The organism is Streptomyces xanthophaeus (assembly GCF_000725805.1).
In the GTDB taxonomy this organism is placed as follows: Bacteria; Actinomycetota; Actinomycetes; order Streptomycetales; family Streptomycetaceae; genus Streptomyces; species Streptomyces xanthophaeus.
Genome location: NZ_JOFT01000037.1, coordinates 26,259 through 41,108, shown reverse-complemented (window position 1 = coordinate 41,108; position 14,850 = coordinate 26,259). Strand labels below are relative to the sequence as shown.

14 protein-coding genes and 1 pseudogene are annotated in these 14,850 nt (G+C 73.3%); 4 read left to right on the top strand and 11 right to left on the bottom strand.

Going from position 1 to position 14,850, the window contains the following annotated elements; translation table 11 throughout:
- Positions 1 to 9 precede the first annotated feature (9 nt).
- On the top strand, positions 10 to 498 hold the full coding sequence (locus IO30_RS0123080) for an ATP-binding protein (RefSeq protein WP_051859550.1): 489 nt from the start codon (positions 10 to 12) through the stop codon (positions 496 to 498).
- A gap of 29 nt (positions 499 to 527) precedes the next feature.
- Here IO30_RS0123080 and argF read toward each other — a convergent pair whose 3' ends face one another.
- The 7 genes from argF to IO30_RS0123045 all read right to left on the bottom strand — a co-directional run bounded on the left by argF (position 528) and on the right by IO30_RS0123045 (position 9,589).
- The gene (gene argF, locus IO30_RS0123075; protein WP_031145686.1) at positions 528 to 1,538 is read right to left on the bottom strand and encodes an ornithine carbamoyltransferase; all 1,011 of its coding nucleotides are present in this window, start codon (positions 1,536 to 1,538) and stop codon (positions 528 to 530) included.
- A 129-nt stretch (positions 1,539 to 1,667) separates the two neighbouring features.
- Positions 1,668 to 2,894 (bottom strand): arginine deiminase, encoded by a 1,227-nt coding sequence (locus tag IO30_RS0123070; protein ID WP_031145684.1) that lies wholly within the window; start codon positions 2,892 to 2,894, stop codon positions 1,668 to 1,670.
- Between the two features lie 46 nt (positions 2,895 to 2,940).
- The gene (locus IO30_RS0123065; protein ID WP_234321795.1) at positions 2,941 to 3,447 is read right to left on the bottom strand and encodes a hypothetical protein; all 507 of its coding nucleotides are present in this window, start codon (positions 3,445 to 3,447) and stop codon (positions 2,941 to 2,943) included.
- A 152-nt stretch (positions 3,448 to 3,599) separates the two neighbouring features.
- Complete coding sequence (locus tag IO30_RS0123060) at positions 3,600 to 6,218, bottom strand: polynucleotide kinase-phosphatase (protein WP_078904797.1); 2,619 nt, start codon at positions 6,216 to 6,218, stop codon at positions 3,600 to 3,602.
- Positions 6,215 to 7,690, bottom strand: coding sequence for a 3' terminal RNA ribose 2'-O-methyltransferase Hen1 (locus IO30_RS0123055; protein ID WP_031145678.1), 1,476 nt, complete (start codon positions 7,688 to 7,690; stop codon positions 6,215 to 6,217). Before IO30_RS0123055 ends, IO30_RS0123060 begins: the two co-directional genes overlap by 4 nt.
- Before the next feature lie 38 nt (positions 7,691 to 7,728).
- Positions 7,729 to 8,652 carry a homocysteine S-methyltransferase gene (gene mmuM, locus IO30_RS0123050; protein WP_031145676.1) on the bottom strand — a complete coding sequence of 308 codons (924 nt, stop codon included), beginning with the start codon at positions 8,650 to 8,652 and terminating at the stop codon, positions 7,729 to 7,731.
- Between the two features lie 13 nt (positions 8,653 to 8,665).
- Complete coding sequence (locus IO30_RS0123045; RefSeq protein ID WP_031145674.1) at positions 8,666 to 9,589, bottom strand: LLM class F420-dependent oxidoreductase; 924 nt, start codon at positions 9,587 to 9,589, stop codon at positions 8,666 to 8,668.
- 204 nt (positions 9,590 to 9,793) lie between these two features.
- Between IO30_RS0123045 and IO30_RS0123040 the strand changes: the two genes are divergently transcribed.
- Positions 9,794 to 10,072, top strand: a complete 279-nt coding sequence (locus tag IO30_RS0123040) for a hypothetical protein (RefSeq protein ID WP_107065173.1) — start codon at positions 9,794 to 9,796, stop codon at positions 10,070 to 10,072.
- A gap of 139 nt (positions 10,073 to 10,211) precedes the next feature.
- On the opposite strand, the gene IO30_RS0123035 is transcribed toward IO30_RS0123040, so the two are convergent.
- The 4 genes and pseudogenes from IO30_RS0123035 to IO30_RS0123020 form a co-directional block, all read right to left on the bottom strand.
- Entirely contained in the window at positions 10,212 to 10,697 is a 486-nt protein-coding gene (locus IO30_RS0123035) for a DUF6099 family protein (protein ID WP_031145671.1), read from the bottom strand.
- Between the two features lie 123 nt (positions 10,698 to 10,820).
- Positions 10,821 to 11,033, bottom strand: a pseudogene (locus IO30_RS0123030) (nucleoside triphosphate pyrophosphohydrolase family protein); the annotation flags it as partial.
- A 79-nt stretch (positions 11,034 to 11,112) separates the two neighbouring features.
- Positions 11,113 to 12,297 carry an AAA family ATPase gene (locus IO30_RS0123025; RefSeq protein ID WP_373316461.1) on the bottom strand — a complete coding sequence of 395 codons (1,185 nt, stop codon included), beginning with the start codon at positions 12,295 to 12,297 and terminating at the stop codon, positions 11,113 to 11,115.
- 256 nt (positions 12,298 to 12,553) lie between these two features.
- Positions 12,554 to 12,949 (bottom strand): cell division protein SepF, encoded by a 396-nt coding sequence (locus IO30_RS0123020; protein WP_031145665.1) that lies wholly within the window; start codon positions 12,947 to 12,949, stop codon positions 12,554 to 12,556.
- A gap of 159 nt (positions 12,950 to 13,108) precedes the next feature.
- Here IO30_RS0123020 and IO30_RS0123015 point away from each other — a divergent pair, with 159 nt between their 5' ends.
- Together IO30_RS0123015 and IO30_RS0123010 are read left to right on the top strand one after the other, a co-directional pair.
- Complete coding sequence (locus IO30_RS0123015; protein WP_031145663.1) at positions 13,109 to 13,849, top strand: DUF2470 domain-containing protein; 741 nt, start codon at positions 13,109 to 13,111, stop codon at positions 13,847 to 13,849.
- A 53-nt stretch (positions 13,850 to 13,902) separates the two neighbouring features.
- Positions 13,903 to 14,823 (top strand): NADP-dependent oxidoreductase, encoded by a 921-nt coding sequence (locus IO30_RS0123010; RefSeq protein ID WP_031145661.1) that lies wholly within the window; start codon positions 13,903 to 13,905, stop codon positions 14,821 to 14,823.
- Positions 14,824 to 14,850: the final 27 nt, after the last annotated feature.

Here is a 14,850-nt window from a genome sequence, read left to right as displayed (position 1 = left end):
GCCCTCCGTATGGTTGAAACAAGGACTTCCCCCGACCGCGCCACCTGCCGCACCCCCCGAAGGGAGGGACCCGCCGTGCCTGCAACCGCCGCCTGGCGGATCGCCCTGCCCCACACCGCCGCCGCGGTCCCCATGGCCCGCGCCCTGGTCCGTACGGCGCTGAACGACGCCGGCGCACCGGCGGACCCGGACACGGCGGAGCTGCTGACCGCGGAGCTCGTGGCCAACGCCGTGGAGCACACCCTCGCCGGGGCGCCCATCGAGCTCGCCGTGGAGCTGCGCGCCGACGGCTGCCAGGTCGAGGTCCACGACGGCGACCCGCGCCTGCCCGGCGGCCTCGCCGCGGCGTCCGGCGACGCACACCATCCGGACCCCTGGCAGGAGCACGGCCGCGGGCTGCTGCTGATCCGGAGCCTGAGCTCCGGCTGCGGCCACCGCCGCACCGAAGGCGGCAAGGCCGTGTGGTTCACCCTGCACCGGCGGCCCGCCGCGGTGTGACGGGATCCGCCGCGTCCGCCCCGGTATGACTATGCGCCGGACTTGGCGAGCGTCGCGACGAGCACGGCCTTGATGGTGTGCAGCCGGTTCTCGGCCTCGTCGAAGACGACGGAGTGCGCCGACTCGAACACCTCGTCCGTCACCTCCAGGGAGTCGAGCCCGTGCCGCTCGTGGATCTCCCGGGCGACGGCGGTGCCCAGGTCGTGGAAGGCCGGCAGGCAGTGCATGAACTTCACGTCCGGGTTCCCGGTGGCCCGCAGCACGTCCATGGTCACCGCGTACGGGGACAGGGCCTTGATCCGCTCGTCCCAGACCTCCTTGGGCTCCCCCATGGACACCCAGATGTCGGTCACCACGAAGTCGGCCTGACCGACGCCCTCGTCGATCTCCTCGGTCAGGGTGATGCGGGCGCCGCTGCTCGCCGCGAGCTCCCGGGCCGCGGCCACGACCGGCTCCGCGGGCCAGTACGCCCGGGGCGCCACGATGCGGACGTCCATGCCCAGCAGCGCGCCCGTCACCAGGTAGGAGTTGCCCATGTTGAAGCGGGCGTCACCGAGGTAGGCGAAGGCGATCCGCTCCAGCGGCTTGGCGCTGTGCTCGGTCATGGTCAGCAGGTCGGCCAGCATCTGGGTGGGGTGCCAGTCGTCGGTGAGGCCGTTGAAGACCGGCACGCCGGCATGGGCCGCGAGCCCCTCGACTACCTCCTGGCTGTCACCCCGGTACTCGATGCCGTGGAACATCCGGCCCAGCACCCGGGCGGTGTCCTTGACCGACTCCTTGTGCCCCATCTGGGACCCGGCGGGGTCGAGGTAGGTGGTGTGGGCGCCCTGGTCCGCGGCGGCGACCTCGAACGCGCAGCGGGTGCGCGTCGAGGTCTTCTCGAAGATCAGCGCGATGTTCACGCCCTGGAGCAGCCGCTGCTCGGTACCGGCCTTCTTGGCCGCCTTGAGGGCGGCGGCGAGCTCGATCAGGCCGCGGAACTCGGCGGCCGTGAAGTCGAGCTCCTTCAGGAAACTGCGGCCGGCGAGATCGGTGGCCATGGCGTCGCTCCAGCGTCACGGTGACAGGGGATGTTGGAAGTCTATACGATCCTCTGCATTGATATACAGACCCCTGCTGCTGGTGAGACGGAGCCGCCGGACACCGCCCGGAGCCGCCGAGGCATCTGCCTACACCGCGTCCCGCTCCACCGGACAGCTCATGCAGCGCGGCCCGCCCCGGCCGCGGCCCAGTTCGCTGCCCGGGATCTCGATCACCTCGATGCCCTCCTTGCGCAGGTGCGTGTTGGTCGTCACGTTCCGCTCGTACGCCACGACCACCCCCGGCTCGACGGCCAGCACGTTGCAGCCGTCGTCCCACTGCTCGCGCTCCGCCGAGTGCACGTCCTGCCGGGCCGTGAGCACCTTGATCGAGTCCAGCCCGAGCGCCGCCGCGATGGCCCGGTGCATGTGATCCGGCGCGTGGTCGGTCACCTTCAGATCGCCGGCCCCCGCCCCCGGCTCGATCGTGTAGGAGCGGAGCATGCCCAGGCCCGCGTACTGAGTGAACGTATCTCCGTCGACCATCGTCATCACCGTGTCCAGGTGCATGAAGGCACGGCTCTTGGGCATGTCCAGCGCCACGATGGTGGTCGCCGACCCGGCGGCGAACAGGCCCCGGGCCAGCATCTCCACGGCCTGCGGGGTGGTCCGCTCGCTCATCCCGATCAGCACCGCGCCGTTGCCGAGGACCAGGACGTCCCCGCCCTCGATCGTGGACGGGTAGTCCGCCTGCCCCTGCGACCAGAAGTGGAAGGCACCGGACGAGGTGAACAGCGGGTGGTGCCGGTAGATCGCCTCGAAGTGGACGGTCTCCCGCTGCCGGGCCGGCCAGCGCATCGCGTTGATGGACACCCCGTCGTAGATCCAGGCCGAGGTGTCCCGGGTGAAGAGGTGGTTGGGCAGCGGACCCAGCAGGAAGTCGTCCAGTTCCATGGCGTGGAACCGCACCGACACCGGCTCGGCGTGCCGCTCCAGGAACTCCCGCTTGGTCATCCCGCCGACCAGCGCCTCGGCCAGCGCGGCCGGGCCCAGCCCCTCGAAGGCGGACCGCAGGTGGTCGGTGGCGAGCGGGCCGTACTCCTTCTCGTCGAAGACCCGGTCCAGGACCAGGTGCCTGGCCTCCGGGATGTCCAGGGCCTCGCACAGCAGGTCACCGAAGAGGTGGACCTCCACGCCCCGGTCGCGCAGCACGTCCGCGAATCCGTCGTGCTCCTGGCGGGCCCGGCGCACCCACAGCACGTCGTCGAAGAGCAGTGCGTCCTTGTTGCTCGGTGTGAGCCGCTTCAGCTCCAGGTCGGGCCGGTGGAGGATGACGCGGCGGAGCCGCCCGGTCTCGGAGTCGACATGGAATCCCATGCCGTACACGTTCGCAGACCGGGCGGCTTTTTGACGTGGCGTCCGCTCAGCGGGGGGTGGACAGACCCAGCAGCGCGGTGGGAGCGCCCGTCAGCTCCGGGGTGAGCAGGCCCAGTTCGGGCTTCGTCAGGTTCGGCAGACCGAAGTTGGACCCGTCCGGCATCGTCAGCGGGGAGCCGAGGATCAGCCCGGGGGTCCGGGTGCGCACGGTGCTCGCCGGGGCGTCCAGGGAACCCTCGCCGTCCGTCTCCGGCTTGCCCGCCAGGTTCGGCACCGCGGTGGTGACGAGGGTGTTGCCGAGCTCGGCGCCGATCGGGACCGCGGGGAGCAGCGGCGTGGGGAGCATGTCCCCCCGGTGGTGGCGCGGCGCCTCGGGCGCGCCGACGACCGGGACCGGCACGCCGGTGGCCACGCGGGGGGCGTCCACACCGAGCGTGGACTCCACGGCGTCCAGCGGGACCCCGACCGGGACCGAGTCGGCCACGGCCGGGGTGGCCGCGCCGGCCGCGGCCATACAGGTCAGGAGCGCCGCAATGCTTCCGCGCGCGGTCATCTTCATAGGTGATGTTCCGTCCTTCCAGGGTCGCGGACGTTCCGCTGCCCTGGATGAACGATCCCGCCGGTGGTTTTCCCGGAGTTCTCCGCGAAAGTTCCCCCATACGACCTAATTCCAGGCCGTACGGGGGCCCCGGCTTTACGCCGGGGTCACAGCCGGGGGTCGACCGGCTCCGACTCCAGGGCGAGCACCGCGAAGACGGCCTCGTGGACCCGCCACAGCGGCTCCTCGGCGGCCAGCCGGTCCAGGGCCTCCAGCCCGAGCGCGTACTCCCGCAGGGCCAGCGAGCGCTTGTGGCCGAGGAACCGGTTGCGCAGCTGCTCCAGATTGTCCGGGCGGGTGTACTCCGGGCCGTAGATGATCCGCAGGTACTCGCGCCCGCGGACCTTCACGCCCGGCTGGACCAGGCGGCCCTTGCCGTCGCGGGCGTAGGCCTGGAGCGGCTTGACGACCATGCCCTCGCCGCCGGCGGCCGTCTGCTCCAGCCACCACTGCGTGCCGGCCCGTACGGAGTCCGGGTCCCCGGTGTGCACGAGGATCCGGCCGGTCCGCTTCAGCAGCCCGGTGCCGGAGGCCTCGTCGGCGGCGACGAGCCGGTCCAGCCAGAACAGCTGCTCGTCGTGCGGGACGGCGGCCAGCGAGCGTCCGGCCGCCGCGAGCAGCTGGAAGGGCGCGAACCGTACGCCGTCCAGGCCGTCGGTGCTCCAGCAGTAGCGGCGGTAGGCCTCGGTGAAGGCGGCCGCGTCGGCGGCCCGGCCGCGCTGGCGCTCCAGCAGGGCCCCGGTGTCGATGCCCCGGGCGGTGGCCGCCTCCAGGGCCGCGATCGCGCCCGGGAAGACGGCGCCGGAGGCCGCGCCCACCGCGGCGTACTGGTTGCGCAGCAGTCCGGTGGACTTCAGCGACCAGGGCAGCAGCTCCCCGTCCAGGAGCAGCCAGTCCGTGCCCAGTTCCTCCCACAGGCCGGCGTCGGTGACCGCCGCGCGGAGCCGGGCGAGCACCTCCTCGGTGACCTCGGGATCGCCGAAGAAGGGGCGGCCGGTACGGGTGTAGACGGAGCCGGTCACCCCCTGCGCCCCGAACCGCACGCGGGCCGCGTCCGCGTCCTTGCAGACCAGGACGGTGGCCCGGGAGCCCATGTGCTTCTCCTCGCACACGACCTGCGCGATGCCGTCCTTGCGGTACTGCTCGAAGGCCTCGGCGGGGTGCTCCAGGTAGCCCTCCTCGCGCGAGGTCGCGGTCGGCGCCATGGTCGGCGGGAGGTACGGCACCAGCCTCGGGTCCACCGCGAAGCGGCTCATGACCTCCAGGGCGGCGGCCGCGTTCTCCTCGCGCACGTTGACGTTGCCCAGGTGCCGGGTCTCCACGACGCGGCGCCCGTGCACGTCGGCCAGGTCCAGCGGACGGCCTTCGTGCCCGCCGGGCGCCTCGGCGGCGAGCGGCTTGACCGGCTCGTACCAGACCTTCTCGGCCGGTACGTCGACCAGTTCGCGCTCCGGCCAGCGCAGGGCGGTCATCCGTCCGCCGAAGACGGCGCCGGTGTCCAGGCAGATGGTGTTGTTGATCCAGGAGGTGTCCGGGACCGGCGTGTGGCCGTAGACCACCGCGGCCTTGCCCCGGTAGTCCTCGGCCCACGGGTAGCGCACGGGCAGACCGAACTCGTCGGTCTCGCCGGTGGTCTCCCCGTACAGGGCGTGCGAGCGGACCCGGCCGGAGGTGCGGCCGTGGTACTTCTCGGGCAGCCCGGCGTGGCAGACCACCAGCCTGCCGCCGTCGAGGACGTAGTGGCTGACGAGGCCGCGGATGAACTCCCGTACCTCCTGGACGAACTCCTCGGGCTCCGCCTCCAGCTGCTCGATCGTCTCGGCGAGGCCGTGCGTGCGCTGGACCTTGGAGCCCTTCAGGTGGCGGCCGAGCTTGTTCTCGTGATTTCCGGGCACGCACAGCGCGTTGCCGGACTTCACCATGCCCATGACGCGGCGCAGTACGCCGGGGCTGTCCGGGCCGCGGTCGACGAGGTCGCCGACGAACACGGCGGTGCGGCCCTGCGGGTGCACCCCGTCCTCGTAGCCGAGCTTGCCGAGGAGGGTCTCCAGCTCGGAGGAGCAGCCGTGGATGTCACCGACGATGTCGAAGGGGCCGGTGAGGTGGGTGAGGTCGTTGAAGCGCTTCTCCAGGACGACCTCGGCGTTCTCGGCCTCCTCGACGGTGCGCAGCACGTGCACCTTGCGGAAGCCCTCGCGCTCCAGTCCGCGCAGCGAGCGCCGCAGGTCGCGGCGGTGGCGCTGGATGACCGCGCGGGGCATCCCGGCCCGGTCGGGGCGGGTGGAGTTGCGCTGGGCGCAGACCTCCTCGGGCAGGTCGAGGACGATGGCGATGGGCAGGACGTCGTACGCGCGGGCGAGCTGGACCAGCTGGCGGCGCGCGTCGGCCTGGACGCTGGTGGCGTCGACGACGGTGAGGCGGCCCGCGGCGAGCCGCTTGCCCGCGATGTAGTGGAGGACCTCGAAGGCGTCCTTGCTGGCGCTCTGGTCGTTCTCGTCGTCGGCGACCAGGCCCCGGCAGTAGTCGGAGGAGATGACCTCGGTGGGCTTGAAGTGCTTGCGGGCGAAGGTGGACTTGCCCGATCCGGTGGCGCCGATCAGGACGACGAGGGACAGGTCGGTCACGGGAAGTACGCGTGCGCGGGGGGCGCCCGCGCCTTCGGCGGTCCCCTCGGCGCTCACGGTGCCGGTCTCGGTGCCGGTCTCGGTGCTGGTCTCGGTGGTCATGCTGCCTCGCCCTCCTTCGGGGTCTCGTGGTCGGTGACGGCGGTGAACACGGCCATCTGGGTCGGCGGTCCCACCTCGGGGTCGTCGTCGCCCACGGGCAGGAACTCGACTCCGTACCCGTAGCGCCCGGCGACCTCGCGGGCCCAGGCGGCGAACTCCTCGCGGGTCCACTCGAAGCGGTGGTCGCGGTGGCGGACGTGTCCGGCGGGCAGGGTCTCCCAGCGGACGTTGTACTCCACGTTCGGGGTGGTCAGGATGACCGTGCGGGGGCGGGCCGAGCCGAAGACGGCGTACTCCAGCGCGGGCAGCCGCGGGAGGTCCAGGTGCTCGATGACCTCGCTGAGCACGGCCGCGTCGTAGCCGGTCAGCCGCTTGTCGGTGTAGGCGAGCGAGCCCTGCAGGAGCGTGACGCGCGCGCTCTGGCGCTCTCCCATCCGGTCCAGCCGCAGCCGCTTGGCGGCGGTGTTCAGCGCCCGTACGGACACGTCGACACCCACGATCTCGGTGAAGGACACGTCCCCCAGGAGCGCCTGCACCAGCTGGCCCTGGCCGCAGCCGAGGTCCAGGACCCGGGCGGCGCCCGCGGTGCGCAGGGCCGTCAGGATCGCGTCGCGCCGCTGCACCGCGAGCGGTACCGGACGCTCCTGCGTGTCACGGGTCTCGTCGACCGCGTTGTCGATCTCCTCGACCTCGCTGCCGTCGGCCTCGGCGAGACGGACCAGCTCCAGGCGCTCCAGGGCGTTCTGGGTCAGCCGCTTGTGACGGGCCAGGTAGCGCGAGCTGATCAGGCCGTTCTCCGGGTGGGCGGCGAGCCAGCCGTCCCCGGCGCGCAGCAGCTTGTCGACCTCGTCGGAGGAGATCCAGTAGTGCTTGGCGTCGTCGAGCACGGGCAGCAGGACGTACAGCTGCCGCAGGGCGTCGGCGAGCCGCAGTTCGCCCTCCAGCACCAGCCGTACGTAGCGGGAGTCGCCCCACTCGGGGAACTGCTCGTCGAGCGGTACGGGGCCGGCCTCCACGAGGTCCCAGCCGAGCGGTCCGAACAGCCGGTGCACCAGTTCCGGGCCGCCGCGCGCGGGCAGCGCCGGGACCTCGATGCGCAGCGGGAGCACCTGCTCCGGCAGGTCCGGGCGGGCGGTGCACTGGCCCGCCAGCGCACTGCGGAACACCGCGCTGAGCGCGACGGCCAGCAGCGAGGAGGCGGCGTACGGGCGGTCGTTGACGTACTGCGCGAGCGCGACGTCGGGAGCCCCGCCGCGGCCCTTGCCCCGCCCGCGCCGCACGAGCGCGACGGGGTCCACCTCCAGCAGCAGGGCCGCCGTGCACCGCTGGGCCGTGGCCTCGGGGTAGAACACGTGGGCGGTGCCGTGGGAGGTGGAGAACGCCTGCGTCCTGCCGGGATGCTTGTGCAGCAGGTAGCCCAGGTCGGTGGCGGGGCGTTCGGGGGAGCCGGTGGTGGAGATCGTCAGGAACACACGGCCGATTGTTGCCGGTGGCCCCGCCCCGCCGCCCCTTATTTTCCGAGGTCGGGACCGGCCCGCAGGGCCGTGGACAGGGCCGCGATCCGGTCGGGGCCGATGCGGCAGCAGCCGCCGGTGAGGCGGGCTCCGGCGCGGAGCCAGGCGGCGGTGGGCCAGGGGCGCGGATCCGCCGGGGCGTGCCAGGTGCCGGTGGCCGCGTCCCAGACGGAACCGTCGTTGGGGTAGGCCAGCAGGGGTTTGGCGGTGACGGACGCCGCCGCTTCGAGGGCGGGCAGCACCTCGGCCGGATCGCAGCAGTTCACGCCGACCGCGATGACCTGCGGGGCCGCGGCGGCGAGGGCGAAGGCCTCCGGGAGGGGCAGGCCCGAGCGGGTGCGTCCCCCTTCGACGGTGTAGCTGAGCCAGGCCTCGGCGCCGGTGTCGGCGAGGATGCCGAGCAGGGCCTCGGCCTCGTCAGGGTCGGGGATCGTCTCCAGGGCCAGGACGTCGGGCCCGGCGGAGAGCAGGGCCTCGATGCGGGGCCGGTGGAAGGCTGCGAGTGCGCGCACGGACAGGCCGTACCGGCCGCGGTACTCGGAGCCGTCCGCGAGCACCGCCCCGTACGGGCCCACGGAGGCGGCCACCCACACCTCGTGGCCGGCGGCCTGTGCGGCCCGGTCCGCGAGGGCCACGCTGCGCCGCAGCAGGGCGGTGGTCGCGGCGCGGTCGTGGCCGTGGGCGGCGAAGGAGGCATAGCCGACCTGGTAGGCGGAGGTGACCAGCACCTCGGCCCCGGCCCGCACGTACGCCGTGTGGGCGGCCTCCACCTGGTCCGGCCGCTCGGCGAGCACCCGTCCCGTCCAGAGGGCGCCGGACAGGTCGCAGCCCTGGGCGGCGAGCTGGTTGCTCAGCCCGCCGTCCAGGACGAGGGGGCTGCGGCCGAGAGCCTCGGCGAGCGGAACGGATGCGCGGGGCACGGTTGTCCCTGACCTAGCGGAGCTGGGACAGGACGCGGGAGGAGATCAGCTCCAGGTGGTCCAGGTCGTCGAGGTCGAGCAGTTGGAGGTAGGTGCGGGAGGAGCCGATGGCGGAGTAGGTGCCGAGCTTTTCCACGACCTCGTCCGGGGAGCCGGCCAGGCCGTTGGCCTTGAGCTCGTCCACCTCGCGGCCGATGGCGGCGGCCCGGCGGGCCACCTCGGCGTCGTCCTTGCCCACGCAGACCACCAGGGCGTTGGAGTAGATCAGGTCGCCGGCCCGGCGGCCGGCCTCCGCGGCGGCCTCCCGGACCCGGGCGAACTGCCGGGCGCTGTCCGCGACGGACGCGAACGGCATGTTGAACTCGTCGGCGTAGCGCGCGGCGAGGCGCGGGGTGCGCCGGGCGCCGTGGCCGCCGATGAGGACAGGGACCTTGGCCTGGGCGGGCTTGGGCAGCGCGGGCGAGTTCTCCACCTGGTAGTGGCGGCCCGCGTAGTCGAAGCGCCGGCCGCTCTCGGTGGCCCACAGCCCGGTGACGATCGCCAGCTGCTCCTCCAGCCGGGCCATCCGCTCCGCCGGGAAGGGGATCCCGTAGGCCTTGTGCTCCTCCTCGAACCAGCCCGCCCCCAGGCCCAGTTCGACCCGGCCGCCGGACATCTGGTCGACCTGGGCCACCTGGATGGCGAGGACGCCGGGCAGCCGGAAGGTGCCGGCCGTCATCAGCGTGCCCAGCCGGATCCGGCTGGTCTCGCGGGCCAGGCCCGCGAGGGTGATCCAGGCGTCGGTGGGACCGGGCAGGCCGTCGGCGGAACCCATCTTCAGGTAGTGGTCGGAGCGGAAGAACGCGTCGAAGCCCAGGTCCTCGGTGGCCTTGGCCACGGTCAGGAGGGTGTCGTAGTCGGCGCCCTGCTGGGGCTCGGTGAAGATGCGGAGGTCCATGCCTTCCATCCTGCCCTCCTGCGACCTCTGCAGGGTGAATCTGCGTCAACCGGGAAGGGCGGCCCCGGCCACGCCAGTGACCAGCCCGGAGGGGGATCGTTGGCTCGGACGGAGCCGGACCGCCCGGCCCGCGCGCCGGCGGCCCTTCGCCGGTGCGTCCACCGCCCCCTTCCGCAGGGAAGGGCCAGGGCCGAGGAGGCCGCCATGTCCCACGAGGCCGTGCCGGAGACCCCCCGCCACACCGGACAGACCGGGCAGGCAGCACACGATCATGCACGGCAGGAGTCCGCGGCCCCCGCGCCGAGCGGTGCGCCGAAGGGCCTGCTGCAGCAGATGGAAGAGCTGATGGCGGCGCTGAACGCCGACCTGTCCCAGCTCGACGCCGATCTCCAGTCCTCCACGGACCGCACGCCCGCAGGCGCCGACACCTCGCTAACCCCGGGCAGCCGCGCCGCCGGGAGCTCCTCCTACGGGTCGTTCTGACCGTGCGGGTCCCGTCGCGCGCGACGGGACCCCACCCGATGCGGAAACCGCACACCGGTGCAGGCCGGCACCCGGCACCCCGGCACCCACCGAGGGGCGCTCCCGCGCCAAGTACGCTCCGCGCCGCGCGCGTGTCCGCTCAGGCCACGCCCGAGGCCGATCCCCGCTCCCGGACGGCGAGCCTGCGCAGGAGCGCGCGCACCCGGTCGCTCGATTCGTCGGCCGCGTCTATCGACTCTATGCACTGCCAGTACAGACCCTCGTCGTCCGTCCCGCAGGCGACCCCGACCAGCGCTATCCCCACTTCGCCCAGCAGTGCCTGGAGCCCGAGGAGCGCCTGGCGCACATCCGCCACCTCGGTCAGCTGCGCCGCCCGCGGCGAGTGGTCGGGCGTGATGCCCTCGCCGCGCAGGGCCGCGCGGTCGAGCACCCCGCAGCCTCTGCCGCCCGCTTCACCGAGGCCTCTCGCCTCCGGTCTGAGCTCCGGCGGCCCGGTGACCGCAAGCCATCCCCCCAGTCCCTGCGCGAGCGCCTGGGCCTGCCAGGCCTCGCTCACGATGTCCCACGCAGCTCCGCTCTGTGCCAGCGCGTGCCGGCCGGCCGCGATGAGCCGTACCGCATCCATATGCCGTCCCCCGTCCGCACGACATCCCACCGTTCTCACCACTACCCAGCGTGAGGGCAATGAGCCAGTAAAGCCAGGGGTATTCGGAAAATGTGGACACAAACGTGATTGTGGACGGGGCCGTCACTCCGAAGAGTGACGATTAGGGGTCGAAGTACCCGGCACCGGGAAGCGGAGCTCGTTCCTCTCGATCTTCGCGGCGAGCGCATCCAGCACATCCACCCCCAGAACCTCACAGAACTGCAGGAGATACGCGAGCACGTCGGCCACCTCGTCGGCCACCCGGTGCGCGGTCTCCGGCTCGTCCATCACCCGCGCCGACTGTTCCGGCGTCACGCCCCCCGGCCGGGGCCCGCCGCGACCCCCGGGAGCCTGCTCTGCAATCGGTCCAGCCGCTCGTCCGGCCGTTCGTCGTTCATGGGGTCAGGTCTACCACCGTCACGCCCGGGATCCCACGGGCGAGGTCCGCGCAGTCCTCCCCCACCGCCGCCGCCAGCCGGACGTGGCCCCGGCCGCAGGAGAGCAGGGCCAGGCGCAGCAGTTCGGCGCTCTGGCGCCGGTCCAGGCCGTGGTCGAAGCCGTCGGCGAGCACCGTCAGCGCCTGCTGCGCGGAGAGCAGTTCGGCGGCGGGGTCCATGGCCAGCACCCCCGGCCCGGTCAGCAGGACCAGTGCGAGGGCGAGGAAGCGGAGCTCGCCCCCGCCGAGGCCGCCGAGTTCCGTGGCGGGCCGGCCGGGGCCGCGGTCCAGCAGCGCCGTGACGGGGCCGTCGGCGGGGCCCCGTACGTCCAGGCCCGCGACGGGGCCCGCGCAGCCGGTGCGGGCCGCCTCCGTGAGCAGTGCGTGCCGGGTGCCGCATTCGTGGCGGGTCCGGCGCAGTACGTCGGCCAGGTTCGCGCAGTCGCCGAGCAGCCGGCCCTCGCCCTGCGGAACGGGGGCGCGCATCCGGTCGGGGCGCGGGTCGCAGGGGAACACCGAGCGCAGGGCCACCACGACCTGTTCGGCGGCGGCCAGCACCTGCCGCTGCCCGGCCGTGGCCCCGGCGACGCGGAGCGGGAGCAGGGCCGTGCCGAGCCGGTCGTCGGGGAGCGGGGCCCGGGTGACGCCGATGGCGCCCCCGGTCAGCCAGGCGGCCTGTACCGAGCGCCGGCCGGGATCGCGCAGGGCGGTGCTGAGCAGGATCCGGCCGTCCTGCGTGAGGCGTTCGCCGACGATCCGCAGCGCGGGCTCGGCCTGCACGGCTAGGTCCAGCCGGACGGGGCCGGCGGGGCCGTCGACCGTGCAGCCGATGCGGAAACCGCGCCTCCGGTCGGCGTCGGGGACCGCCCGGTCCGGGATGCGGGCGCGGGCGTCCGGGAAGGCCTCCTCCAAGGTGGCCCCGGAACCCAGCCCGGCCAGGGCCTCGTAGGCGGCCAGCAGCTGGGACTTGCCGCTGCCGCTGGGTCCGGCGAAGAGGGTGACGGGCCCGAGCGGGAAGGCGGCGGCGCGGTGCGGGCCGAAGGCGGAGAGCCGCAGCTCGGTGACGACCGGCCGCTGCTGCACCTGCCGCTGCGCGGGCACGAGGGGCTGCGGAACGGGCTCCGGGAGGGGCTCCGGCCGCACGGGACCGTCCGGGCCGCGGCCCGGACCTAAGCCGGCGGTACCGCCAAGGCCGACAGGGCCGACAGGGGGCGCGGGCGTGAGCGCGAGCGCGGGCACGGCGGTGACGACGGCGGGACCGGCCGGAACGGAGCGAGCGGCGGGGGCGGTTGCGGCGCGGCGGTCCGCCGCCGCGTCCAGAGGGGCTTCCATGCGCGGGACGGTACGGGCCGCCGGACCCCCCGGGAGCCCGCCGAACCGTTCCGCCCGCGCCACCTTCCTACGATCGGGGGACGGCCGCGGCGGCGATCCCCTCGACCTCGGTCCCGACGGGCGCCAGCAGGAAGACGTTCCGGTCGACCCGGTGCATCCCGCTGCCCAGCCCGAAGACCACACCGCTGCTGAAGTCCAGGATCCGCTTGGCCACTTCGCCGTCCGCGCCCGTGAGGTCGAGCAGCACCGGGATCTGCGCGATCAGGTACTCGGCCACCTCCCGGGCGTCCGCGAAGACCTGGACCCGGATCACCACGAAGCGCCGCTGTTCCGCCGCGGACGCTCCGGGCGCCTTGGGAATCGTGCGGTGGTCGACCCGGGAGGGCCATTCGTTGCGACTGCGCAGGGGTACCACCTGCGCGAGTCCCTCCCACTGTTCGTCGGTGACGTCGTACCTGCTCACCGGGCCGCCCCGGCCGTGCGCTTCATGTGCATCCGCCCATCCTCTCGCGTTTCACCCGTTCAGCCCAACAACGACACGAGGCAGGACGGGGTACCTCCCAGAGCCCGGATGAGTTAGGTTAGGCATACCTAACCTTCTCGGGATTACGGAGAGATCCGCATGCGCATGTCCGGTGACCCTGCCACCCCGGCCGCCCGCCCCGCGCCCGCCGACCGGCCCACCGACGCCGAGCGGGTCCGGTCGGTCCTGGCCGCCGCCCACTCCATGACCGTGGTGGCCGACGGGCTGCACACCGAGGTCCGCCACCTCGACGGCGGCGACCCCATGGGCCGGCTGCACCTGCACCCCGCCGAACCGGGCGGGGACGGCGAGGAGCGCCCCGCGATCCGCCTGGAGTTCACCGACATCGCCCCCACCCCCGTACGGGACCGGGTGCGCGCCCGCGTCACCGTCCTGGGCCGCATGCTCACCCCCTACCCGCACGGCAGCGCCGCCCCCGACCCCGACGGGAGCACCTGCATCGAGTTCGGCCGGGCCGTCCTGGAGACCGACGAGGGCATCGCGCACATCGGCCTGGAGGAACTGGACGAAGCCGCTCCCGACCCGCTCGCCCCGTACGAGGCCGGGATGCTCACCCACCTCCTCGACGACCACCCCGACCTCGTCACCCTGCTGCTGCGTCTGGTCCACCCGCTGCCCACGGCCGCCGTCGTGCGCGCGCTGCCGGTCGCCCTCGACCGGTACGGGATCACCCTGCGCCTGGAGGAGCGGCGCGGCCACCGCGACGTGCGGCTGCCCTTCCCCTCCCCGCTGGACGACATCGAGCAGTCCGGGGCGCAGATCCAGGCCCTCTTCAGCGCGGCCCGGCGGCGCTCGCACCGCAACACGCTGCCCGCCTGAAGGAATCCGCGGAAGCCGGAATAGCGGCCCGCGGACCCCTGTTGGGGAAGATCATGAAGGCCATCACGTACCACGCTTACGGAACTTCCCCCGAACTCAACCTCGTTGACGTACCGGAGCCCAAGGTCGGGCCGGGCGAGGTCCTGGTCCGCGTCAAGGCCGCCGGGGTCAATCCGGTGGACTGGAAGCTCGCCGCCGGATACCTCGACCCGATCCTGGAGGTCCGCTACCCGGTCATACCGGGCTGGGACGTGGCCGGTGTCGTCGAGGCCGTCGGCCCGGACACCTTCGACTACGCCGTCGGCGACGAGGTCTACGGCTACGTCCGCAAGGAATGGGTCGAGCTCGGCACGTACGCCGAGCTGGTGACCGCCCCCGTACGCACCCTCGCCCGCAAGCCCCGCGAGCTGACGTTCGAGCAGGCCGCGGGCATCCCGCTGGCCGGCCTCACCGCCTACCAGTCACTCACCCGGGTGAAGGTCCGGGCCGGCGAGACCGTCGTCATCCACTCCGCGGCCGGCGGCACCGGTTCCCTCGGCGTGCAGATCGCGGTCGCCCTCGGCCTGCGCGTGATCGGCACCGCGGGCGCGCACAACCACGACTACCTGCGCTCGCTCGGCGCCGAGCCCGTCCTGTACGGGGAGGGGCTGGCCGACCGCATCCGGGAGCTCGCACCCGAAGGCATCGACGCGGGCCTCGACTTCTACGGGGACGGCGTCGTGGAGGTGCTCCAGTCCCTGGTCAAGGAGCGCGACCGGGTCGTCTCCATCGCCGACTACGAGGCCGCGGCCAAGGGCGCGCACCAGCTGTGGGTGCGCCCCGACACCGCCGACCTCACCTTCCTGGCCGAACTCGCGGACTCGGGCCGGCTCACGGTGAACGTGGAGCACGCCCTGCCGCTCGAACAGGCCGCGAAGGCATGGGAGCTGAGCGCCGCGGGCCGCACCCGCGGCAAGATCGTCCTGACCGTCTGACGGCTCGCGCAGCGCAGCGGCCCGCCG